The organism is Pseudomonas marginalis (assembly GCF_900105325.1).
In the GTDB taxonomy this organism is placed as follows: domain Bacteria; phylum Pseudomonadota; class Gammaproteobacteria; order Pseudomonadales; family Pseudomonadaceae; genus Aquipseudomonas; species Aquipseudomonas marginalis.
On record NZ_FNSU01000003.1, the window covers coordinates 1794103 to 1815786 of the forward strand.

Sequence of the window (21684 nt, forward strand, 5' to 3'; positions counted from 1 at the left end):
GCAGGGACATTCTGCGGGGAAGGCGGCCGGGTTGGATGTTGACGCATCCTGCCCGGCCGCTCCTTTTACTTCGGTGTAGAGACTTCTTTTGCGTAGGCCTGACAGGCCCGCAGGGCGATCAGTCCTTGGTCGCCTGCATCGGTGATGTCGATAATTCGTTGAGCATGCGCTCGGTCAAGTTGGGCTCGGCCGGCTGCATGAACCACGCCGCCGGCGCCGGCGGCGGTAGGCACGTTGCAGCTACCGGCTGAGTCCTCGGCGAGGAGGACTGACAGCCGCAGATCAGAAGTGGCAAGGCGATCGCGCAGGCGAGCCTGGTTGGTCTTGGCATCAGATAATTCCTTGGTGTGTTGTTGATCCTGCTTGGCGAGCTGCTGCTCGGTCGCCAGGCGCTTGTTCAGTTCAGCCGTCTGCTGACGCCAAGCCTCGCCGGTGATTGCGTCCAGTTCCTTCTGGTGGCTAGCGGCCTGCTCCGCGATACGCTCAGCCATCTTTTTGCCCAGGCGCCCGTCCTGAAACTGCCAGGCACCGCCAAAGCCGATGGCCAGGGCCAGAACGAATGCCAGCCCCAGTCCCACCAGCTTCTGCACGGGCGTCATCACGGCACATCCTTGAAGAAAATGTGATGGCCGAGGCGCAGGGTCTCCTTGGCGACCGCCGCCCAGGCCGGTGGCTTCGGCATGGTCGTGGCGTAGTAATGGGTGGCACCGCCGGTGGGATCGGGCACCGCACCGGACATCACCTGGTCAGCAGCTTTCTGCGCCTGGGCGAACTGCGCGGGCGGGATCAGCTTTGCGCCACTCAGGTAGGCATAGTTTGGGTCGTTCTGATTCCAGCAACTGAACTGCCACGGTTTCAAGCACACGCCAGCGTAGCCTTCGCCCCACCATGACTTGGCCTTGCCATCGAACACGCGGTTGCGAATGGTCCAGGCCACAGCGGTCTGCCCGGCAAGGCCCTCGCCGCGAGCTTCACCCCAAAGCGTACGAGCCAAGACGTCTCGGTCTTTCTCGGTTAGGTTCATACTTTTCTCCAGACAAAAAAATACCGCTCAATGGCGGTGGGCGTTGAAGCAGGTTTTGTCAGTTACAGCTCCAGGACTTTGACTTCCTTGGACTTACCCTTTTTCTTTCCGGCCGCTTTGGCCTTACCTTTCTTCCCTGCATTGCATTCCACGGTGGTGCTCCAACCGGACTGGGTGAACACCTGCTCCACCGACTCCACCAGAAATTCACCGTCCAGCCCTTCCTTGAAGCCCTGCGCATTGATCTGCCGTTCAGCAAACAGATCCGTACGACCGACCATCTCCAGGCGAACTTCAGCGGTCGAGCGGTTGAACGCCGCGAGCCGCGCCTTGGCTGCTTGCTCGGCGGCGGATTTGTTCGGGTGGATATGCCGGTCGGTATGAACAGGCGGCAGACCTGCAGGCGCCTCGTCGTTCTCCAGGGTCAGGTTTACCAGCTCACCGGTTTTCTTGTTCTGGTACTTGGCCTTGACGGCTTTTTGCGTGGTGCGATCGGTGAAGCGAAATTGCCAGCGGCTGACGTCAGTCCGCCGGATGGTAATAGCCGGCAGACTCTTGCCACTGGCGGTCTGCCCGCTTTGGCGAGGTAGTACCAGCAACTTGCTGTCAGCGACCTTGGCCGTACAGTCGTGATCCTTGGCGAGCCGAGTGATGAAGTTGTAGTCCGACTCATTCAACTGATCGGCCCGAGGCACAACCGTGGCTACAGAGCATTCAGGCTTCCAGTCGTTGCGTGCCGCGATGTCGCTGACGATCTTGGACAACGGCACATTTTCCCAACTGCCGCTGCGGGTGGTTTTACCGCTGCCGCGCATATCGCTGGCCTTGCCACGAATAACTATCGTATCGGGTGGACCAGAGACCTCGACCCCATCGACGGTGTATCGTCCCAGTCGGGTCAGGGTTGATCCTACATAGCCCAGGTAGATCTCGATGTAGACACCGCGCTTGGGCAAGGCGACAGCGCCATCACGGTCATCGATCCGCAGCTCGAACTCGTCGGACTCCATTCCGGGCTTGTCCTGGGTGCGCAGTAACAATAAGCGGTCGTTGATCAGTGCGGTGATGTCAGCACCGTCCGCGACGATACGAAAAACTGGCTTCACGTTATAAACCTCCAGAAACGAAAAAGCCCTGCAAGTGCAGGGCTTTTAAATAGGTGCTCGTCAGACCCTCTGAACGAGCCTCTTGAGCGTGCCTAGAGTATTATTTATTAGCATCAGAGAGCATCCTCAGTCGATTATTACCCTGCTATCGTTTTGAACAAAGGCACCAATATTTCTGCGCCATGTTCATTTAGGTGATGGTCATCGTAATAAATAGGCAACCCATTACTTGAACCGCTACACTTGCCAGACGCACAAAGATATGGGAGCGGATCCAGTATCTCGACACCGCACTTCTGCTTAGCTGCGTCTTGGGCCTCCCAGACAAAATCCTGCCTGAACTTGTAATCGGACAATAATATTGAGACATCCTTCTCACGCCCAAGAATTAATGACCTGCCCATCACCCTGGGAACATCAACCCCCATCTCAGGGATCGGTCGAACCAAATATACTTTGCGATACTCAGAAAATTTACAGGCAGTATCTATTATACCTTGCCGGAATGAATTCAAAAATTCGGGAGAGCGCTCAGAAAACGGCGCACCAACGTAAAAACTTGGAACTTCACTGTATTTCACACCCGAATTATTCGACCCAAACACATAGCCGGACATCCGGCTAACCATAACAATAGGAACAGCAGGCGATATACCTTTCTGCTTTTCAAATGCCCACGCTACAAATTCCGCACACCGATAACCAGAATTACCAACAATCCCCATATCAAATATCGTTGGGCAGCTTGCAAGCGTCCAATCAAGAACATTAAAATTTTTGCTTACAAGTGACTTCTCCACCGCACGTACAATCGACTGAGCGTGACTATCACCAATGACAATCACACCTAAATCTCCCCCCCCATACGTACACCCAGGAACGACACCAGCACCAGAAACAAAGCACTCGCCTATCCTAGGATTTTTATCAAAAGCCGCCATAAAAACACTATCAATTCGAGAATCCAACCGCTGGGGAACGCCATCATTTACGCGGACCCAGAACGTCACACCAACCGCCACTATGAAAAACACAGAAAAAATCAGCCAATTCCTTACCGGAGATGCCACGTCGAGCTTTTTCTGACAAGGCACCTCAACATAAAGGTGGGACAATTTCCCAAGTAACAATGTAATCAGGAGACCAGTAGCCACTGCTAGACCGGAACCTTGGATACCGAAAAAAAACAAAAACACGACAATTGGCCAGTGCCAGAGATAAAGAGAGTATGAACACTCACCCAACCAATGAACTAGCTTATTACCTGTAAATACTGATTGATCACGTGCAGCTAGAATCACTAGCGCCGTGCCGACTACGGGCACCAATGCATTCCAACCAGGCCATCGACTATTTGAATCAAATACAAAAACCGACGCCGCAATTGACAACAGCCCAACAATCTCAAATGCGCGCTTAAAGCGCTCGCCTATGGGGAATCTTTCAGATATCAGAAACGCCAATCCACCTATCAAAAGCTCCCAAGCTCGGGTTGGCAACATGAAAAAAGTCAACGACTCATTATAGGCCGACCACCGAATCGACAGATACTGGGACAGCATCATACCCAAAGTAATCATGAGTGCGACAACGCCACGCCCAGGGCGGATTTTCCAAATCACCGACAAGACAATCGGCATAATAATATAAAACTGCCATTCAACCGACAACGACCAAGTATGCAAAAGCCACTTAGCATGAGAGTCCGCATCAAAATAACCAGACTCCTTAAAAAAAACTATATTTGAAAAAAAACCTAGCGCACTAATGCTGTGTTCCGCCAACCCCCTATATTCTACTGAAGGAATAAAAAACCAACCGACAAACATAACCCCAACACAAAGGACAAACAGGGCAGGCACGATCCTCCTGATTCTAGCTAGGTAAAATGCAAATATAGAGAACCGCTTACCCCCACTACCTTCAAGCCCCTGTATAATTATACGAGTCATCAGAAACCCGGAAATTACAAAAAAAACATCTACGCCAACAAACCCCCCACCAAAGCCCCCAATACCAAAATGGTAAAGTATTACTGCAACAACAGCCCACGCTCTTAAACCATTAATATCCGACCTAAAGCTTTTACTTTGGTTAGTGACAGCCATAATTTTTACAGTACCAAGTACTATTTCATTAATCTTAAGATTACCCCGTACTGACGCACAGGATTTCAGCAGATGTATTTGTATTTTTTTTGATACAAACAAAGCGCAGCATTCTAGCTTGACCGTGAAAACTTGTCTCTTACAACCAGAAAAATCGCTTCCAGGCAGCTAGGCCAGTTATCAGTCTAAAAAATTTCAAAATTGCGCGCTCTTGACCTGACGGCATGGCGATCAATGATCACCGCAAACTCATACCTCAACCCCACAGTTGTACCTGCTCCACCACTGATTCAGCGATATCTGGGAAGGTGATCAGGATACCAGCCCGCAAGGGCTGTACCTCATCAGCCAGCAGCCGGTTGGCATCCAACACGGCTTCGACCGTACCGTTCACGTGGCCATAATGCAGGTAGCACAGGGTGTCGAGCTGGTCGCCCTCAGACGTCCTGTATATCGTCGCCATAGCGGCTGAACTCCAGAGTGAAGGTTTGTTTGCGCGGGATCCCGCCCGCTAGCAAGGCGCTCTGCTCTTCCTCCAAGCTGCGCAGGCACCAGGTGCCCAGTACCACGCCATAGCCTGTGGTGAGGTTGAGCGGCAAGAGTTGGGCACCGATGGTGCGCAGGGTGTCGAGTTGCTTCAGGCCACCCTTGAAGGTCGGGAAAATCACGCCCTTAAGGGTCAGCTTTTCCTCGCCCATACCCACGGCCTGCTGGGCTGGCCGCCGGGTCAGGCGCTCCTGTGAGGCCCAACGAAACTCTGTCTGCCGACGTAACTCGTTGAAAGCCGCCGTGTCCAGGTTGAAGTAGAACGGTTGGGCATTGGTTTGCAGCGACTGCAGGATCAGCAGGTGAGGGAACGGCTTCACCGCTTCCGCCAAAGGCGTGGCATTCGGCGCCAGGGCGCTGGTGGGCAAGATGTTCGCCAGATTAGGGCTGACCTTACCGGCCATCTGGTTGATTGCCGTGCTGGCCCTGGCGGCCTGCTCCTTCAGGGTACCCAGGCGTTCATCAATCGCCGACATCGCGCGCGTTGCTTTGCTGTAGGTCGACAACACGTCACCGACCTTGGACTGCGCCGCACCGATCCCACGCATCACCCGCTGCAGCTTTTCGCCAACACCAGGCGGCACGCCGGGAATACTCGACAGTTCATCAGCCGCCCCGGTGATCTCGCCAATGGCACCGTTCACCGGGCCGATCATACCGTCAATGCTATGCCGACCCGCCTCCCCGGCCTGGACCAGGGATTTGAAGCCTGATTGCAGCTGCTCCATATAAGCCATGACAACTCCTTAAATGTGAGGGGCATCGAATAGATTGCGCCGCGCCTGCTCTCGGCTGAACTCTTCGAACAGCTGACGCATGTGCGGCATCATTTCCTGCGCCAGTTGCCGTGGATCCTTGACGTCGCCCTGCACCGTAACTGGCATGGTCGGGGCAAACGTCCAGGCCTGTTCGACACGCGCCGGCTCCGGTTTCGCGGCGGCACCGGCACTGAGCAGTGCAGGTACTGCTGCTGCAGAAGGGACGGATGCCAACGAACGGGCGACATCCCCCACCAATGGCCCGGTCGCCGGAGTCGGTGCCAATTGGGCCAGCCGTGACATGCCTGGCCCGCTGGGCTTCGACAGCAGCAACGGAGAGGGCTGAGCCAAGCGCTCTATCGGCGTATCCGGCCCACCGAATGCGGCTTTACTCACTGCACCGCCCAGCTCTCCGCCGCCCCAACTACCGAGGAATCCGCCGATCAGTCCGCCGACTACAGTGCCAATTACCGGTACCACCGAACCTATTGCGGCCCCAGCTGCAGCACCGGCCAACGTTCCGGCCAATGTCCCAGCGGCGGTTCCATAGCCCTCGGCTTTTTCGTCACGAGTCTGGGCGTTCTGGTAGGTATCAGCTGCGATCAGCCCGGCTTCAATCAACGCCAAGGGCGCGGCCCCCTTAGCGAATCCAGCGCCTTTGCCCATCATCGTTTTTGGAGAAAACTTGCTGGCAACCGCTTCAATCGGAGCAGCAGGCACAGGACTTCCAGCCGGTCCCCGAGAACCTCGTCCGCGCTTACCCTTGCCACGGCGCCGTTTCCCATCCCCACCGTCGGCGCCACCAGAACTGCCGGATGGATTGGTGACAAACACCCGCTGAATTACATTCGGATTACCCATCAACGAGCCGCGGGCAACATTGAGCATGCCTTTGCCCATCTTGTACGCGCTCATTGCTGTTCCGAGTGCAACAATGCCCCCAGCCAGCACCGTCGCGCCGCTGATAACGGTCGGAAACTTCCCTGCCAACTCGCCAAGCCCGTACGCCACTTTCGCCAACCCGTCTGCAGCCAAGTCAGTCAGCGGCCGCACCGCATCCCCTATACTTGTCATCGACGACTCAATGCCGGCAGTCGCGGTTGCCCACTTCCGGTTGGAGGTCTCTCGCGCCTTCGCAGCATCCGCCTCGATCTTGGCCTTCCCGTCCGTCTTCTCAATGGTCGCCATATCAGCCTTGATCTTGTCGCCGTATTTGATCTGCGCGAGCAGACCGGCACTGGCGCTTTGATCGCTGACAATGTTCGCCAACCCGGCCGCTTCAGTCAGGGCGACCATGGCCTGCTCTTCCTCGGCACTGCCATCCGCCGAGGCCTTGATCTTGGCCTTGAGCGCTTCGATTTTCTTGGCCTTAGCAGGATCCTGCTTTCTGATCAGCTGCTCGCTGAGCATGATGAACGCATCCACCGGGTTGGCCGCCTTGCCGCTTTTTGTTGCAGCGAGGATCGAGCCGGCCAGGTCGTAGCCTTCCTTGGCGAACCGCTCCTGACTGGTGCTGCTGATCACAGCGTTGAGCAGGTTGTTCATATTGGTGGCGGCAGCTGCCGAGTCCTGGGTTTGCGAGTACTGCGACTGCAGACTGGCACCCAGGAAACGCACGGCCTCAGGGCCTTCCATGCCCAGGCGCTTGATGTTGCCAAGCATGGCCGGCAGATATTTCGCCATTTCCTTGGGACCGAACGCGCCGATGTCACCGGCCGCCGCGACCTGGCCCAGCATCGCGGCCATGTCGCCCTGCTTGACCCCGGCTTCCTTGAAGGAGTTGATCAAGGTCGCGATGGTTTCGGGCTCCATGCCCTGGCCGTCGATCAAGTCGGCGATTTGCCCGGCATAGGACGTGGCTACGTCCCATTCAACACCCTTTTCAATCAACGCACCGACCGACTTCGCCAGCAGTTGCTGGCTCATGCCCTTATCTGCCGCGACCTTGGAAATGCTCGCCGCCAATTTGGCCTCATCGCCGGTACCGGCAGTGTGTGCCCACAGCGACATCTGGCGGATCTGCGCCTGATAGTCACCGGAAACCTTCGTAGGGATCGCCAACGACGCCGTAAGCGCCGCCGCTTTGCCGAGGGAATTCTTCATCCCCTCTTTACCCTGCTGGATCTGCGTGTGGCCCAGGGCCTTGAGTTCAGCACCACGCGCTACCTGGCCGAGGGCCTGATATTCCTTGCGAAGTTTGCCGACTTCAATGCCCTGCTCCTTCAGGGTTTTGAGATTGCTTTCGAGCTTTCGCAGCAGGCCATCAGCCGATGCCGCACCGGTGTCGTGGGCCTTTTTCCATTCGTCCCGCAGGCGGATGGTGTCGCCGATGGTGCTCTGCAACACGCGAGCTTTGGTGCCGGTTTCGCCGAGTTTCTTGATGCGGCCTTCTACATCCTTGAAGGCGGCGCCGACCGTGGAACTGACGACGCCGCCGATGACCAGGCCGAGCGCCAGGTTGTTTGCCATGAGAACACTCCAGGCAGGGATGCGGGGCTCAGTCCATGAGCCACCAGATCATCGTGGAAAAGTGCATGGTCTCGATTTCATTGGCAGCAAATGAAAACTGCGTCGCTAAACGCTTCGCGACCTGCTTTTGCAGGGTGGTGTTAAACCCCGTCATCCTGCACCAGGCGAAAGTAGGCGGCCTGCAGACGCTGGTAATCCGTCAGCTTTAGCCCCTCCAGATCCTTGGTATCGGATTCAGAAAGGTTGGCCAGGATGATCGTCTCGCGCTGTTCTTCATCGCCATTGGAAGCAGACGTTGCTGCACGTACGTCGCGCACGGTGGGAGCGCGCAGGGTCAGTCGGTCGACCTTCATATCTTTGATGTCGTAAGGCCTGGAGAACGTAACGACAGCCCCCTCAAGATCAACGACCAACCACTCTGGCGTTATGCTCTCATCTTCGGGAAGCTCGGGATCGCGCAGCAACTCGCTGTAAGCGGCTTGTAAACGCGCGTAATCCGTAAGCTTCAGCCCATCGAGATCCTTGGTACTGGAATCCGAGAGCGAGGCGAGAATGGTCATTTCGCGCATCACGGCGTCACTGCCACCAACAGCGTCAGATGCACGCACTTCGCGCAACAACGGAGATCGCAGGGCCAACTGATCGACCTTGCTACCATGGATATCGTAAGTGCTGGTAAGAGTGACCGTTGCACTGTCAGACCCAACAACGAGCCAGGACGGAATTTTTTTCAGCTTTTTCATGAGATACCTTTCCGTCACAGGCCCAGGTCGCGGCGGACGCTGGCAAGTTGATCCACACCGTTGATGACACGGACGCAGTTGACCGGATCGATTTCGTACATCAATCGGCCGCCGACTTCGAGCTTGTAGTAACTGCAGGCCACGGAATACTTGAATTCGGCAGCGTCACCGGCCTTCCAGTCACCGGCATCAACCTCTTTGAGCATGCCCCGGATGGTGGCAACAACGCCCGTGGTAGCGCCTTTCTGGCCTTTGAAGGAACCACGGAACACCGCGTTAAACGCGGTCTGGTCGGCCAGGCCGTAAAACTTCAATGCTTCAGCACGCACACCCTTGCCGGCGAAACTGGCTTCCAGCTTTTCCATGCCCTGATCCATCTCAATGGGGGCATCCATGCCCCCAGCACGATGCTCTTCCGTTTTGAGGGTCATCTTAGGGAGCGTCACGCTGGTGATATCCCCGGCAAAGCTGACGCCGTCGATATGGGCGTTCATGTTGTAGAGCGTTTGCGGAACCATCGGGCGTTCTCCTTAAGTGTTGGTATCGAGGACTTCGGTCAGCCACTGATTGGTGACCTCGACCCGGAAGTTGGGGTTTTCTGCCGGTGGCACGTCGGTGAAGCGGATGTTCCAGTACACCTTGCCCTGCTCCAGCTGACTGGCCGTGTTCCGTTCAGGGTCCGCAAACACCTCAAAATTGATCACCGCGCCCTGATTCTTCAAATCACGCATAAACGCCGTAAGGCCTTCAGTCACATCACTGACGTAGGTCTTGGTGATTGAGCGATCGACCGCCCATTTGTGGCCGTAGAGAATCGCGTCCATGACGATATCCATCGTTCGTACGCGGGTGACGAACGCCCACTTAGGATCGGCGGAACAGGTACGGTTGCCCCAGAGGCGGTAGCCGTCATCACGGATGATGGTGGCGATCTGCGCGTTGTTGAGCAGGTTCGCACGGCAGGTTTCATCGCCGTCCAGAAACTCAATAGGCCGGCGGGTGCCGGTGATACCGACAAACTCTTTGTTCGACGGCGAGGCCCAGAAACCGTACTCCGAATCGGTCCAGGCAAAGAGGCCAGCAACCCAGGCAGAACCTGGCGCGTCGATGGTGGCACTGGCGGCGGTGTCCCAGTACTGAACGCCGGGATCGACTAAGAACACACGTTTGCTGCCGAAGTTTTCGCGGTATTCCATTGCGGCTTCGTCGGTGGTGTTGGGACCGTCGATGATGGCGATAGCACGCAGCTTGTCGCTCAATGCCACAAGTGCCGTGGCAGCGGGCAAAGTCGCAGTGTGCTTGGGCGCGACTAGCAAGCGAGGCTGCGCGTTGAAACGGCTCTTACCATCCAGCAGTGCCTGCATGCCGGTACGACTACCGTTTGCCAGCACGCCGCCAATGATCGCCGAGGTCTGCGCTGCAGCGTCAGCCAGCTTTGCCACGCCACAGGCGACAATCACCGCCTTGGAGCGTACATAGATGGCCTGGATCGCTTTGGTGATTGCCGCGTCTGCACCCCAAGCAGCGATGGCTTCGCTTTCGCGGGTGATCAGCATCAGCTGATTTGGCAAGGCGCTGGCATTAGGGCCTGGGGTGAATGTATCGCAAAGACCGATGATAGAAGACGACGGCACCGCGATAGGTCGCGAGCCGGTGTCGACGTTGGTCACGGTGACGCCGTGAAAGAATCCACTCATGATTGAACTCCAGAAACGAGAAAGCCCCGCATATGCGAGGCCGTAGGTTGTTCGTGTTGCGGGAAAGAAAACGCCCCGTGAGTGCGGGGCGTTATTCGGTTTGGTCGGCGATCCACTCCGGCGCGACGGGGCGATGCTCGCTGTCCGGGAAGTCCGGTGATTGCGGCCAGTCGCGTAGATCCTGCATGTAGTGCAACAGCTCCGTGAACTGCTCGCCGGTCAGGGTTGTGTTTACCGAGATTTCCAACTGATCACGGTGACGCTCGCGCAACCACATGAGGCTGGACAGTTCCCCGTCACGCCATGACCGCTCGGCATCAACATCAATACCGACCGAAAGTAAAGGGACATAGACCTCTGAAAACACCTCGCCGGGCAGCAGCTCTTCAGGGCCACCGATGGACCGGCAGCGATAGATTCCGTCATTACGAACAGCAAAACTCATAACCCGTCCTCCCAGCCCATTACCTGTGCCACAGCCGACGCAGCGGTCGCACAATACAGAAAGCTCATGCGCCGCAAAATGAACTCGCCCTGGGCAGTAGGCACAGGACCAGACGCGTTATAACCGCCCGCGAACGGAAACCCGTTCAATTGGGCGGGGCTCAGATAACCAGTACCAGGCGTTGAGGCGAAAGCTCCCTCAGGCGCAAAGCCCACGTAGCCATTCGTACATCCGGCAACCAACGAAACCTTACGGGCTGTTGGCGGCACAAAGTTGGCAAGCGATACAGACACTGGCGCATTGGCCACACCCGAAACTGCTACCGGGTAATTGACCGTATTCGACGCCGCCGTCGGATCGAAAAGAAGAATGTTATCGATCTGCGTGTAAGCACAGGGCACTCCGTTTGATCCCGTCAGAAGCATGCCGACGCGCGCCTTTGACGTGTATCCGGCAGGAAGCACCGGTTCATAAACGAAACGCAAAGACGCCGCCGCAGTCGTAGTCAGCGCCAGGGCGCTGACGTTGATTTGAGACGGCGAATCAATGCTTTGCACAACCGATCCGGCAGGGAATGCCGAGCCCGACAGTTGCATACCAACACGCAGTGACGCGGTGCTGGGCAAGCCGGTAACAACCGCTGAACCCGCAGTGGTCGCACCCGTCAGCACAGGGCATAGCGCAGCGATGAAGGCTTGGGCCGCACCATTGATAGCCCACAACGAGTAAAAGCTCGAAACCGCCAATACCCCACTATCCAAGCCATTGGCTCCGACAGTGGCCAGATTGATCGCTGCAGAAAGACCGCTGATACGACGCGCCACAGCGGCACCATCTTTGACAATCACCTGATCAACGCGGGCCGAGATAAGCGAGCCGACGCCGGGCGCAGAGATCAGGATTCCCCGGTAAGCACCTTGAATCGAAAGGTTTCGGGTTTTCTCGACTTCGCTGGCCAGGGCCGCAACGTCGATATTCCCCTGATTGATCGGCGCGTTCCAAGCCTTGATGCACCACATTACAGCCAAGCTACGCGAGCGGGTTTCCGATCCAACACGAGGCACGCCGTTCACGCCATCACTTACGAAAGCGCCCGTTAAGTTACGTGGTCTAGTGCCCGCAGTGACTGTGCCAAGCGGGGGGCCGACCCCTGGATCACCAGCACCGGCGTCATCGTTACCCCATGCTGTGCCAGCCTTAGTCCGCATCGTTTCCATACGGAAGCCTTGCAGACTATCGAGCTGCATAGAGCCAATTGCGCGCCCGACATCAACCCCGCGCCCATGGTCCCAGCCCCGCAGGAACTCACCGCGCGACTCGGGCAGGCGAAAGTTACCGGCGCCCTCGTCGCCCTTGTTAAATACACCCCCCAGGAACATGGCCAGATCGGGGTATGTGGCAACGCTCTTAACATCGCCATTTACCTCCAGAAACCCAGGCGGCACCTTATCAACTGGAAAGGGGACCATCGAGCCAACCGGCAGAGCGGAGGACTGGGCGATCATCGCCTCGATCTGGTCTTTCGTGTAGGTGTCGGTAATGCCATGGCCCGCCAATGTGGTCGGATTGGTCCCGCCGATCACCCGCCCATACTTATCGACGGTCACATTGGTGTAAGAGCCAGCACTTACCCCAGTGCGGCCCACGGCCATTTCAAAGGTCAGAGCGGTAGTGCCCAGAACAATCGGCGCATCCGTCACCAGCTGCCAAACGCTGTCACCGTTGGCGGTGCCCGTCTCGACACTGACAAACAGCCCAGGCGTCACCTCGACGCTACTATCTGCATCCTGGGTGCGCTTCCACACGCCCGTGGATGAAACCACGTACAGGCCGTTTTCCTTGGCGGCCGCTTGATTCTTTACCAGCACGCGCGCATCCGCCGGCAACAGCACACCATCAATGGTCTGCACGCCGCTCAACGCGATGTTGGCCGTGGTGGCCACTAACACCGAATGCTTGAAGTCCATTTTCGCCATGGCTTCAATAATCTGCGCATCAACATATTCGCGCGTCGCCAGAACAATCGCCGGGTCGATCTTCAAGACGATGCTCGAAGTATTCGCAACGATGAAGTTCATGCGGATGATTTGGGTCTTGCCGGTCCCCTGCACAAGCAAAGGCTTGAAGCTCGGCGCACAGTTGGCCACCACCACCATGTCGCCATCAGCGTCATAGAGAGCGATTTCCCGGATCCACTTACCGCCCACGTCTGCCGGGATCACCTGCTCGGTGATGATGATGTTGGGGTTGGCCGGATCTGTTCGCACCTGATTGACCGGCGCCCGGCGCCATTCACTGATCAGGCGCGTTTGGGTACGGTTTGGAATAGGGTCCGCGCCGTTGGCATCACCCACGCCCATCTGCGAAAAGGTCCAGGGCAGGCCAAGCGCCGTGGCGTTTGCCTGTTTCGCCTCCCCAACTGCCGTGAGGATGGCGAAGAACTGACTGTTCTGATCAATCATGGGTACACGTCCAGGGTGTCAATTTCATCAATACACATGACCAGGCCATAGGTGCCGGTCACCTCGATATCGCGTGGGGTTGGTGGGTAAACGTCGATCACTTCACCCTCGCTTACACAGGCGCCGATGCCGATGTAACCGGTGTTTTCCAGGCTGATCGCCAGCCCGGTCAAATGCCGGCTGACAGGCTTAGCGTCATCAATGAGCCGGGTCAGCTCTTCGTACATTTCCTCACTAATGCCAGCGTCCAGAACGCCGACCTTTAAGGCGAAGGTGCCAGGAATGCCCATCGGGGTGGTTTCCCACCACTCGATAACCTCAATCAGGTAGCCCAGGGGTTCGACCACCCGCCGCAGGGCGCCGATGGTGCCCTTGTGCGCGTGCACGTAGAACGCGGAGCGGATGGCCGAGCGCTTGACGGCTTCCGACCATTTGTTGTCCCAGCGGTCGACCGACCAGGTCCAAGCCAGCCAGGGCAGCAGCTGCGCCGGGCAAGTGTCCGGGTTGTACAAACTACGAAGCGGGATCTCAGTTTTTTCGACCAAGGCGGCCTCAATGGCACGCTCCAACTGCGTGCTGTTTAGGGGGAGCAAGCTGGTCATGTCGAGCCCCCAAGAACAACGCTGAAGCCAGTGCAATAAGCGGCCTGAAATTTGGTTGGCCTCAGATCGAGCCAATCCCGCAGCTCTACCCGTCCTACGCCGCTGATGTGCAACTGAGCATCGACGCCGGACTGAGCAACCTCCAGCGCCAGGCGCTTGCGTGGGTTGATCCAGGCCGCAAGGCGTTTGGTGGCTTCGGCCAAGATGGCGTCGTTTTCCGGACCGGCGCCTTGCATGTGCAACACGGCATCGATCCGGTAGTTGAGGATCTCGGCGCTCTGCACAATGAGGCGGTCGCCCACCGGACGGATGTCATCGTCGCTGAGCTTGATGCGCACCGCGTCAAGCAGCGGTTGATCGGCCTGGCCACTGCCGATCAGGCTCAATACGGTCACCTCCACCACTGCCGGCGATGGGCTTTCCGCGGTGGCATCGGCCACCAGCCCCGAGGCGTTGCGTGCATGGAAGATGTAGCTGTTACGTGGGCCAGCGGTGGTGAGGCCTTCATAGACCATCTGGATGCGTTCACGCAGGGCGTCGTCCGACTCCTTGACCTCTTCGACCGGCGGCACCGCCAGCAGGTTGGCCGGTTGAATCACCAACCGCTGGAGCTTCACGTTGGCTGCGAGCTGGTCGAGATCCTCCTTTTCGGCGTAAGCCAGCATCAGCGCCTTGGCCGCGTCGTTGACCCGCGCCCGGTTCTGCATCTTGCCGTACGCACCCAGTTCCACCAGCTTGACCACCGGTTCGCTCTCCAACGGAGCCGACCAGTTGTCACCCATGTACTCGCGAAAGGCCGACATGCCCTCTTCGTACAACTCTTCATAGTCCAGAGTCTCCAGCACCTGCGGCGCTGGCAATGCCGATAAATCCACCGTGCTCATGCCGACACCTCCAGCAGCAGACGTTCGCCCTGATATTCACCGGTTAATTTGAAGTCGATGCGGCCGCTGACAACGCCAACGACCTGCACCTGTTCCAGTTTCAGCCGCGGCTCCCAGCGCCCCAGTGAGCGAGCCACCTCGGCTTGCACCGCGCTCTTCCAACCGGCGTTAACCGGCAGGTCGACAAAACGGCGGATCAGGCTGCCGTACTCTGGTCGCATCCGCCGACTGCCCACGGGCGTGCCGAGAATGTCCCCAATGGACTGTCGGAGATGGTCGTGCCCGGACAACGGCTGGCCGGTTAGGCGATCCATTCCGATCATCGGGATTACTCCTGCACTTGTTCCATATCGGGATGTGCCTTGAGGAACTCGTACTGGGAATCGCCACAGGCCGTTACATGTGCCTTGATGACCGGCGCCGAGCTGCCGTCAGGAAAAACCAGAGTGCGCGATGTGTAGAGCTTGTCGCGGAAGACGCGAGCAGCCCCGATGGGTTCGAAGCTTTCGGATTTGTTCTTGCTCATCAATGGATGCTCCTAAAACGAAAAACCCGCACAGGGCGGGTCGGAATCAGTGTTTGTGGTTCGCCGTATTGCCGCCGGCATCGATGACCTTGCCGGCACTGTTGATGTCGCCCGCCGTGTTTAGCGTGCTGTTGATCTGCGTAGCACCATCTATGGTGACCATCCCCACCAGGTTGATCTTGTCCGACACCAAGCGCGCGCTGTTCGGCGTCATCTCCAGCACCGAACCACCGACCTTGACCGTGACAGTGCCGGCCGGCAAATCGATGGTGTAGCTTTGAGCCTGCCAGTCGTAGACCAGCGACCCGCCATCATCGAAACGCCAAACCTCCACGTGGTCGCGGTTATCCGGCTGGGCGCCGGCGTTGCCGTACAGACCAGGGATGAAAGTGCCCATCGCAGGTTCGCCACTGGGACTGATCAACGCGCCCTGCTCTCCCATGCTCGGAACCCGCCAGTGGCGTGCCTTGCCGGCGGCCTGGCTGTGCCAGCGCACCCAGGCGCTGGTCCAGTCGCCCGACTTCACACGCACCATGGCGGCGGCCAGATCCACCCCAACAACGACGCAAGGCATCACCGTCGAGGCGATCATCCGGTCATGCTGGGCAGCGACATAGCTCATAACAGATCCCCTGGATTGACCGGACCAACGCCAGGCCCCAGGTCGATTACCAACGAGCCCGGCGGCTCATCCGGCCATGGCCATTCCTGAGCCCCCAGATAGACCGTTTGATCCCACTCCACCAGCCAGACGAAATAGCCGTCCAGTTCGGGCTTGGTCCAGTCCTGAGTTGAACGCACAAACTCGGCGCAATCGACCTCCAGGCCCCAACTCTGCCCTCGAAGAAGCACCGCCAGTTGAGAGGCCAACTGCACGGCCTGCCGTTGCGGATCCGCGCTGATCGAGTCGACGATTATCCGCGCCTCGAACTTACAGGTCAGCGAGGTTTCACCGGTACCGATATCCGGTGCGGGTTCCATCTCGGCCATTTCCAGCAGCACCACCGGGGTAGGGATACTGGTGTCTGCCGATAGATCCGGCCAGAACGAAGCGCCTTGAACTCCTGGCAGTTGCTCCTGCAGGTGCTGCTCGATTGCCTCATACAAACGGTCGAGGCTGAAGGGTTGATCAGACACGGGCGCTCCCCTTGAGGTACTTCTGCAGTTCAAAGTTGAGTTCTTGCTTGAGGATCCCCAGCAAGATTTCATCGGCGCGCTTCACCCAGCTGTCGAAGTGCGGTCGCACCTGGTCCAGCGAGACCTTGGCTTTCGCCAAGGGGAAGCGGTTGTCGCTTTCCGCAATGAAGCCTGAGCTGCGCCGCCCCTGCGTGCTGTCGGGGTAATCCGCTGCGTTGAAGTGCTTGCTCGACGTGCGGATCCAGATGTCAGGACTGCTGCCGTACACCTGCTTGAAGAACGCGCCCTGGTAGCGCCGCCCCGCCACCGAGACACCAGTGCGGGATTGCCGAGGCCTTCCGATTCGACTGGCCTCGATGGCGTTGACCCCAAACCACAACTTGCCGCGCATCGTCCCACCGCTAACCGGATAAGCCCGCAAGCGTTGCCGGACGGCGCCGAGGGCGATCCGCTCCTGCTTGCCTACCGCCCGAGCGATGTGGGTACGCAGCCGACCCAACGTTTTGTTGATTGCTCGACGCTGAGCCGCCGCCGCAGCCTTGGGCAACAGTTGACCGAACTCGCGCAAGGCCTGGGAATGCACCGCAGACGGCAGGATGTTGATCATCCCGCTGTCGCGGGTTTGCTGCATATGGCTGCCGACGCTCATGGTCGCTTCCTCAAGATCAGGGCCACTAGGCCGTCACCACCGGGCTCCAGTTGCAGCAGGTCGTAGTCGCCGCCGCCATCCAGGGTCGGCAGGTCGATGGTGACCCGCAGCCCCTTGCTGAGCCCGCCCGAGTCCTTCACACGGATCTCAAAGCGAGGTTCGCGTAAGCCGGTGTGGACCTTGCCGAACTGCGGCTGCTTCCACGGCGCCGCGAACATGCCCAGCACGGGCTCGGCGCGGCCTTCGATCTGGGCGCTGTCGCCAAGGGTCTCGAATACCACGTCGTCGATATCGTCGATCAGATCGCGGAAGGCCACGGTTAAAGTTCCAGCAGGATCTGCGCCCGAGGTCGTGTGCACAGGTGCAGCGGGTTGGACTGCGCTTCACCTGCTACGCCCTTACCGAACTGCATTGGCTCAATCTTGCTGTAGTACGGGATGCCCTGGGTGTTTACCGTTTCCATATAGTCGGCCGGGGCGAAGGACGAGATGTACAAGTCCGGCACGCCTTCAGGGATCAGCAGGGCCTTGTCGTCGTGAACGAACGCAACACCCGCTACCTTGCCGCGATAACGCTCCCAGACGATCCCGCCGAACTCGAAGCTTTCACGGGCATCGCCGCGCAGAGACGCGGCCTGCATGGTGTTCAGGTAGGTTTCCTTGACCGACTTATGAACAATGAGCTTGTTCCAGAAGTTCTTGCCACACATTGCGCGGGAACCGCTGCTAGTGACACTGCCGAGGGCTTCCTCTTGCATATCCAACGCTTCGCCGCATTTGACCCGCAGCTCGGTGTCTGGACTGTTCAACCCCATCTGGAGCTTCTGGCGATTCACGCCAAAAGATTTATAAATATCCAACAGGACTGTCTTGCCATCGGCGTCCAGCACCTGTCCGTTCAATGCGCCCATGCGCTGGAATTCATGCGTTGCATCCAACTGACGGCGGGCCTTAGCCAGACGTTTGTTGACCACGTCCTGCACGGCCTGCAATTCGCTGCGCGTACCGAAGGCGCGGATGCCCTGGATCTCGTCGGCCTTGATGGTGAAGCGTTCGGGCAGGTGCACGGTGTTGAACGGAATCATCTGACGCTTGGTAGCGCCGACCACCAGGCCCGAGGTGCCACGCTCACCCGCCGGCACCAGTGCCAGGGTGTCGCCGTCCTTCTCGATCTGCACGGTCAGGGTGCTGATGCCCTCTTCACGAAACAGGCCCAGGCTACTGATGCGGCCCGGCAGGTATTCCTGTTCATTGATTGCAGCGGTCAACGAGGAGACGCTGAATGCATCGTCTTCAAAAATGGCGATATCGGCCATGGGGTTACTCTCCAGAAACGAAAAATCCCGCACTCGGCGGGATGGATAAACAGGATGAACGTCTTAGCGGACGATCACGGAATGGGCGGCCAAGGCCTTTTCGGCAGCGGGGTCGAGGCCGGTCAAATGGGCTTCGCTGACCTCGGCCAGCCGCACAATAGCGCGACCGCGACGGACAACATCAGACTGCCCCAGCGGGCCGTAGAGGATGGCGATGGCGTTTTCAGTGCCGTCTTCAGCGGTTGGCTGATACGGCCCGAACTCACCAGTGGTAGTGATCAAGCCCAGGATCTGGCCCGGTTCCAGCGCCGGCCCGGCGGCGACATTGATCGCCTCGCGGGAAATGGTGCCAGCGCCTTCGGACAACAGGAATTCGCCCGCGTGCATCGATTCGATTTTCATGCTCTTGCTCCTTTCAAGGTTCCGTTCTGTGCTGCCTGGCGAGCCGCCCAGACTGCATGGGTATCGACCTGTTTGGCCTTGATCGTTGGAGCTGGATCATTGTCCAGCGGCAAACTGTTGTTGATTTCAAACCCACCGCCGCTGCCCACCAGCTTGTTGAAAAGGCGCGCCCTGACGGCCGCCTCGTCCAAGCCCGCGCTGATAAACTCGCCGGTCAGCTCTGGCAACCGTGCCGCGACACACAGGCCGTGCAAGGCTTTGGCTTTGGTCAGCGCCGCCTGGACTATCGCTTCGCTTTCCAGCTTCGTCGTGGCGAGTATCGGGTCCACCAGGTTGCTGATACCTGCCGCCGCACAGCCCTGAGTGACCAGCAGCGCCAGTTTGGCCGCGTCCAGCACGGGGGACGGATCGGGTTCCGGCGGTTCAACTTCCGGCTCTTCGTCCAGTTGGGCGAGCAGCTCGGGCGGGGCATTCTGGAAGCGCTGCAACACGCTGCCCTGGCCGAGACAGGCGCTGACCTTGAGGCCGTCGCCGACTTCATCAGCCAGGCCCAGCGCCACTGCCTCATTGGCCGTGAGCCAGGTTTCGGCGTTGACCATGCGCCGCAGCTCGGCTTCGTCGATGTCCGGCGCCTTAGCTTTGTAGGCCGCGATAATCGCTTCCAGGGTCTGGTCCAGCACGTCAGCGACACGGCGGAAGTCTTCGGCATCACCACCGGTAAAGGTGTAGGGGTTGTGAATCATCAACATGGCGTTGGCCGCGATCACTACCCGGTGCGCGCCACACACCGCGACACTGGCCGCGCTGGCCGCCAGGGCGTCAATACGACCGGTGCAGCGCTCGCCCAATCGCGACAGCGCATTGTGAATCGCCAGGCCGTCGAACAGATCACCGCCGATGCTATTGAACGCGACAATCACGGGGGAAGTGCCGTCATCCATGGCGCGCAGATCCTGCACGAACTGATTGGCGGTAACGCCCCAGGCGCCGATCTCTCCGTACACGAAGATCTCGATGCTGCGTTGCTCGGCTTCGCCGCTGGCCTGGAGGGTGTACCAGCTTTTATCGGCGACCTTTACCTGCTTGCCCGCCTTGTCATAAACGCGGGGCTTGGCTTTTTTGCTCATGGTTGTTCCTTGTCATCGTTCAGCTCGATGGCGTCAAGAGTCGTGTAGTTGAGGCCAAGGTTGGTGGCCCTGACGAGATCGGCGGCGTTTTCCGTGTCTACCGTTTCCGCGTCGTAACCAGTGCGCAGCACCATCTCACTGCGCGAGGCGAAGCCCGCTTGCACTTCCATGCGTCGCGCCTGTACGTCCTGCACCGGCTGGATATAGGCCCAGCCTTGCGGTACCCAACGCGTACGCAGGTATTCGCGACGACGTTGCGCGTAGTCCTCCAGCACCAGAGCGCCGGACAGCACCGCCATGTCCATCCATGCGGCCCGCACCGGACGACACAACTGATGCACATACACGCCGAATTGCAGTTGCTCCAATCGGCGCCGGAACTCGTTGAGCACCACACGCAGTGCCCGGTCGTTGACCTCCCGCATGTCGCCGGTGAGGATCTCGTAGGGCGTCCCCGAACCCGCCGCCGCAGCCATCAGTTGCTGTCGCATGAAGTCCGGGTAGTTGTTGCCGGCGTCCGGCGGTTTGGAGAACTCCACCTCTTCACCCGGTCCCAGCTCCTGCATGGTGCCGGGCTCCAGGGCGACCATCGGCGTGAAGCCATCACGGTCGGTCGTCAGCAGTTGCCCCGTGACAGGGTCGCGTGGTTGCTGCCCCATCTCCGGTGACGGCCGTTTGATGAAACCGGCAAACAGGTTTGCCACTTCCTGGCGGAACAGCACCGCGTCATCGTAGTTGTCCAAGCTGCGCAGGCGCTTCAACACCGGGGCTAAACGCGGCACGCCGCGCAACTGACCAGGCTCCATCGGTTCGAAGATGTGCAGCACCTGCGCCGCAGGTACACGAACCAGCTGGTTGTAACCAGCGTTCAACGACGACGAATCGCGTGGGTGCGACAGATACATCCAGTACGCTACGCGCTTGCCGGCCGGGTTGAACTCGATCCCAGCGCGGATCACGTTGCCGTTTTTGGCCATCTCGAACTTATCGTGCGGGACGAACTCAGGAGCCAGCGCCTGCAGCTGCAGCGGCACCGCCAAACCCTCACTGGGGCTGCGCGGTCGCAACCGCACAAAGCACTCGCCGGCCGTTTCCACGGTGCGCGCCACCAGGGCCTGCATGCCGTAGAAGTCGGTCAGCTCGTCGGCGTCCGCTTCATCCACCCAGTCATCCCACATCTGCTGTTGAAGTTTGCGCAGGTCTGCGTCTTCAGTGGTCGGCCTGGGCGTGATGCCGGTACCGATCAGGTTGCTGACGCGCTTGTCGATGACGTTGAACGCGTACGGGTCATTGCGCACTGCCGCCCGCGAGCGCGCGCGCAGGTTGCGCAGTGCCGGGGTGTTGATGCTGTTGATGCCGTTGTCGGTGGCTTCCCAACTGGCCGAGCGACGGCCCTCACCGGCGCCTTCGTAACTGGCCTTGATGTTCGACGGCAGCAAGAATCCATTACGGGTCAGCGTCGGATAATGTCGAGCCATTAGAGTCCTTTGCCTCCGTGAGTAAGCCGGATCACGCGAGAGCGCGGCCCGGCGGCTTGGCTCAACGACGTGCGGATCTCGTCGCGAGCCTTGAGCAGTTCGTCGATAGAGCGGTACTCCACCGTGCGGTCGCTGTAGCGCACGGTCTTTTCACCGCGTGCAATGGCGCGCTCGATGACTTCGAGGTGCTTCGGGGTAAACGACAT

25 protein-coding genes and 1 pseudogene are annotated in these 21684 nt (G+C 58.7%); all 26 read right to left on the reverse strand.

All coding sequences use genetic code 11. The features are described from left to right. Positions 1-65: 65 nt before the first annotated feature. The 26 genes and pseudogenes from BLW22_RS17285 to BLW22_RS17405 all read right to left on the reverse strand — a co-directional run bounded on the left by BLW22_RS17285 (position 66) and on the right by BLW22_RS17405 (position 21684). Positions 66-599 carry a lysis system i-spanin subunit Rz gene (locus BLW22_RS17285; RefSeq protein WP_074847126.1) on the reverse strand — a complete coding sequence of 178 codons (534 nt, stop codon included), beginning with the start codon at positions 597-599 and terminating at the stop codon, positions 66-68. Further along, positions 599-1024 carry a cell wall hydrolase gene (locus BLW22_RS17290; RefSeq protein ID WP_074847127.1) on the reverse strand — a complete coding sequence of 142 codons (426 nt, stop codon included), beginning with the start codon at positions 1022-1024 and terminating at the stop codon, positions 599-601. The genes BLW22_RS17285 and BLW22_RS17290 overlap by 1 nt, the downstream gene beginning before the upstream one ends. 62 nt (positions 1025-1086) lie before the next feature. Next, a complete protein-coding gene (locus BLW22_RS17295; protein ID WP_074847128.1) occupies positions 1087-2130 on the reverse strand; it encodes a phage late control D family protein in 1044 nt (347 codons plus the stop codon). Between the two features lie 137 nt (positions 2131-2267). Beyond that, positions 2268-4238, reverse strand: a complete 1971-nt coding sequence (locus BLW22_RS17300; RefSeq protein ID WP_074847129.1) for an acyltransferase family protein — start codon at positions 4236-4238, stop codon at positions 2268-2270. A 256-nt stretch (positions 4239-4494) separates the two neighbouring features. Continuing rightward, positions 4495-4701, reverse strand: coding sequence for a tail protein X (locus tag BLW22_RS17305; RefSeq protein WP_074847130.1), 207 nt, complete (start codon positions 4699-4701; stop codon positions 4495-4497). Beyond that, the gene (locus BLW22_RS17310; protein ID WP_074847131.1) at positions 4676-5521 is read right to left on the reverse strand and encodes a phage tail protein; all 846 of its coding nucleotides are present in this window, start codon (positions 5519-5521) and stop codon (positions 4676-4678) included. Before BLW22_RS17310 ends, BLW22_RS17305 begins: the two co-directional genes overlap by 26 nt. A 9-nt stretch (positions 5522-5530) precedes the next feature. Next, the gene (locus BLW22_RS17315) at positions 5531-8011 is read right to left on the reverse strand and encodes a phage tail tape measure protein (RefSeq protein WP_074847132.1); all 2481 of its coding nucleotides are present in this window, start codon (positions 8009-8011) and stop codon (positions 5531-5533) included. 140 nt (positions 8012-8151) lie between these two features. Next, entirely contained in the window at positions 8152-8472 is a 321-nt protein-coding gene (locus tag BLW22_RS36040; RefSeq protein ID WP_413038079.1) for a phage tail assembly protein, read from the reverse strand. A 9-nt stretch (positions 8473-8481) separates the two neighbouring features. Next, positions 8482-8754 (reverse strand): annotated as a pseudogene (locus BLW22_RS36045) (phage tail assembly protein); the annotation flags it as partial. A 14-nt stretch (positions 8755-8768) separates the two neighbouring features. Then, positions 8769-9272 (reverse strand): phage major tail tube protein, encoded by a 504-nt coding sequence (locus tag BLW22_RS17325; protein WP_074847134.1) that lies wholly within the window; start codon positions 9270-9272, stop codon positions 8769-8771. A 12-nt stretch (positions 9273-9284) separates the two neighbouring features. Next, positions 9285-10451, reverse strand: coding sequence for a phage tail sheath subtilisin-like domain-containing protein (locus tag BLW22_RS17330; RefSeq protein WP_074847135.1), 1167 nt, complete (start codon positions 10449-10451; stop codon positions 9285-9287). Positions 10452-10542: 91 nt separating this feature from the next. Beyond that, on the reverse strand, positions 10543-10896 hold the full coding sequence (locus BLW22_RS34130) for a phage tail assembly chaperone (protein WP_083381375.1): 354 nt from the start codon (positions 10894-10896) through the stop codon (positions 10543-10545). Next, positions 10893-13358, reverse strand: coding sequence for a phage tail-collar fiber domain-containing protein (locus tag BLW22_RS35100; protein ID WP_170252184.1), 2466 nt, complete (start codon positions 13356-13358; stop codon positions 10893-10895). Before BLW22_RS35100 ends, BLW22_RS34130 begins: the two co-directional genes overlap by 4 nt. Then, positions 13355-13960, reverse strand: a complete 606-nt coding sequence (locus BLW22_RS17345; RefSeq protein WP_074847136.1) for a phage tail protein I — start codon at positions 13958-13960, stop codon at positions 13355-13357. The genes BLW22_RS35100 and BLW22_RS17345 overlap by 4 nt, the downstream gene beginning before the upstream one ends. Then, the gene (locus BLW22_RS17350) at positions 13957-14844 is read right to left on the reverse strand and encodes a baseplate assembly protein (RefSeq protein WP_074847137.1); all 888 of its coding nucleotides are present in this window, start codon (positions 14842-14844) and stop codon (positions 13957-13959) included. The genes BLW22_RS17345 and BLW22_RS17350 overlap by 4 nt, the downstream gene beginning before the upstream one ends. After that, positions 14841-15167 (reverse strand): GPW/gp25 family protein, encoded by a 327-nt coding sequence (locus BLW22_RS17355; protein WP_074847138.1) that lies wholly within the window; start codon positions 15165-15167, stop codon positions 14841-14843. The genes BLW22_RS17350 and BLW22_RS17355 overlap by 4 nt, the downstream gene beginning before the upstream one ends. A 5-nt stretch (positions 15168-15172) precedes the next feature. Continuing rightward, entirely contained in the window at positions 15173-15370 is a 198-nt protein-coding gene (locus BLW22_RS17360; protein ID WP_074847139.1) for a hypothetical protein, read from the reverse strand. Between the two features lie 46 nt (positions 15371-15416). Further along, on the reverse strand, positions 15417-15992 hold the full coding sequence (locus BLW22_RS17365) for a phage baseplate assembly protein V (protein ID WP_074847140.1): 576 nt from the start codon (positions 15990-15992) through the stop codon (positions 15417-15419). Then, a complete protein-coding gene (locus BLW22_RS17370) occupies positions 15989-16507 on the reverse strand; it encodes a hypothetical protein (RefSeq protein WP_074847141.1) in 519 nt (172 codons plus the stop codon). The genes BLW22_RS17365 and BLW22_RS17370 overlap by 4 nt, the downstream gene beginning before the upstream one ends. Next, positions 16500-17156, reverse strand: a complete 657-nt coding sequence (locus tag BLW22_RS17375) for a hypothetical protein (RefSeq protein ID WP_074847142.1) — start codon at positions 17154-17156, stop codon at positions 16500-16502. The genes BLW22_RS17370 and BLW22_RS17375 overlap by 8 nt, the downstream gene beginning before the upstream one ends. Beyond that, the gene (locus BLW22_RS17380; RefSeq protein ID WP_074847143.1) at positions 17153-17473 is read right to left on the reverse strand and encodes a head-tail joining protein; all 321 of its coding nucleotides are present in this window, start codon (positions 17471-17473) and stop codon (positions 17153-17155) included. The genes BLW22_RS17375 and BLW22_RS17380 overlap by 4 nt, the downstream gene beginning before the upstream one ends. 2 nt (positions 17474-17475) lie before the next feature. Beyond that, the gene (locus BLW22_RS17385; RefSeq protein WP_074847144.1) at positions 17476-18471 is read right to left on the reverse strand and encodes a major capsid protein; all 996 of its coding nucleotides are present in this window, start codon (positions 18469-18471) and stop codon (positions 17476-17478) included. Positions 18472-18534: 63 nt separating this feature from the next. Then, the gene (locus BLW22_RS17390) at positions 18535-18873 is read right to left on the reverse strand and encodes a head decoration protein (protein WP_074847145.1); all 339 of its coding nucleotides are present in this window, start codon (positions 18871-18873) and stop codon (positions 18535-18537) included. Then, complete coding sequence (locus BLW22_RS17395; protein WP_074847146.1) at positions 18870-20000, reverse strand: head maturation protease, ClpP-related; 1131 nt, start codon at positions 19998-20000, stop codon at positions 18870-18872. Before BLW22_RS17395 ends, BLW22_RS17390 begins: the two co-directional genes overlap by 4 nt. Further along, on the reverse strand, positions 19997-21478 hold the full coding sequence (locus BLW22_RS17400) for a phage portal protein (RefSeq protein WP_074847147.1): 1482 nt from the start codon (positions 21476-21478) through the stop codon (positions 19997-19999). Before BLW22_RS17400 ends, BLW22_RS17395 begins: the two co-directional genes overlap by 4 nt. Then, a complete protein-coding gene (locus BLW22_RS17405; protein ID WP_074847148.1) occupies positions 21478-21684 on the reverse strand; it encodes a phage head-tail joining protein in 207 nt (68 codons plus the stop codon). The genes BLW22_RS17400 and BLW22_RS17405 overlap by 1 nt, the downstream gene beginning before the upstream one ends.

Excerpts from the sequence above, each read along its gene's own strand:
- BLW22_RS17285 (WP_074847126.1), bottom strand. The coding sequence starts at position 599 with ATGACGCCCGTGCAGAAGCTGGTGGGACTGGGGCTGGCATTCGTTCTG.
- BLW22_RS17290 (WP_074847127.1), bottom strand. The coding sequence starts at position 1,024 with ATGAACCTAACCGAGAAAGACCGAGACGTCTTGGCTCGTACGCTTTGG.
- BLW22_RS17300 (WP_074847129.1), bottom strand. The coding sequence starts at position 4,238 with ATGGCTGTCACTAACCAAAGTAAAAGCTTTAGGTCGGATATTAATGGT.
- BLW22_RS17305 (WP_074847130.1), bottom strand. The coding sequence starts at position 4,701 with ATGGCGACGATATACAGGACGTCTGAGGGCGACCAGCTCGACACCCTG.
- BLW22_RS17310 (WP_074847131.1), bottom strand. The coding sequence starts at position 5,521 with ATGGCTTATATGGAGCAGCTGCAATCAGGCTTCAAATCCCTGGTCCAG.
- BLW22_RS17315 (WP_074847132.1), bottom strand. The coding sequence starts at position 8,011 with ATGGCAAACAACCTGGCGCTCGGCCTGGTCATCGGCGGCGTCGTCAGT.
- BLW22_RS17325 (WP_074847134.1), bottom strand. The coding sequence starts at position 9,272 with ATGGTTCCGCAAACGCTCTACAACATGAACGCCCATATCGACGGCGTC.
- BLW22_RS17330 (WP_074847135.1), bottom strand. The coding sequence starts at position 10,451 with ATGAGTGGATTCTTTCACGGCGTCACCGTGACCAACGTCGACACCGGC.
- BLW22_RS34130 (WP_083381375.1), bottom strand. The coding sequence starts at position 10,896 with ATGAGTTTTGCTGTTCGTAATGACGGAATCTATCGCTGCCGGTCCATC.
- BLW22_RS35100 (WP_170252184.1), bottom strand. The coding sequence starts at position 13,358 with ATGATTGATCAGAACAGTCAGTTCTTCGCCATCCTCACGGCAGTTGGG.
- BLW22_RS17345 (WP_074847136.1), bottom strand. The coding sequence starts at position 13,960 with ATGACCAGCTTGCTCCCCCTAAACAGCACGCAGTTGGAGCGTGCCATT.
- BLW22_RS17350 (WP_074847137.1), bottom strand. The coding sequence starts at position 14,844 with ATGAGCACGGTGGATTTATCGGCATTGCCAGCGCCGCAGGTGCTGGAG.
- BLW22_RS17355 (WP_074847138.1), bottom strand. The coding sequence starts at position 15,167 with ATGATCGGAATGGATCGCCTAACCGGCCAGCCGTTGTCCGGGCACGAC.
- BLW22_RS17360 (WP_074847139.1), bottom strand. The coding sequence starts at position 15,370 with ATGAGCAAGAACAAATCCGAAAGCTTCGAACCCATCGGGGCTGCTCGC.
- BLW22_RS17365 (WP_074847140.1), bottom strand. The coding sequence starts at position 15,992 with ATGAGCTATGTCGCTGCCCAGCATGACCGGATGATCGCCTCGACGGTG.
- BLW22_RS17375 (WP_074847142.1), bottom strand. The coding sequence starts at position 17,156 with ATGAGCGTCGGCAGCCATATGCAGCAAACCCGCGACAGCGGGATGATC.
- BLW22_RS17385 (WP_074847144.1), bottom strand. The coding sequence starts at position 18,471 with ATGGCCGATATCGCCATTTTTGAAGACGATGCATTCAGCGTCTCCTCG.
- BLW22_RS17390 (WP_074847145.1), bottom strand. The coding sequence starts at position 18,873 with ATGAAAATCGAATCGATGCACGCGGGCGAATTCCTGTTGTCCGAAGGC.
- BLW22_RS17395 (WP_074847146.1), bottom strand. The coding sequence starts at position 20,000 with ATGAGCAAAAAAGCCAAGCCCCGCGTTTATGACAAGGCGGGCAAGCAG.
- BLW22_RS17400 (WP_074847147.1), bottom strand. The coding sequence starts at position 21,478 with ATGGCTCGACATTATCCGACGCTGACCCGTAATGGATTCTTGCTGCCG.
- BLW22_RS17405 (WP_074847148.1), bottom strand. The coding sequence starts at position 21,684 with ATGTCGTTTACCCCGAAGCACCTCGAAGTCATCGAGCGCGCCATTGCA.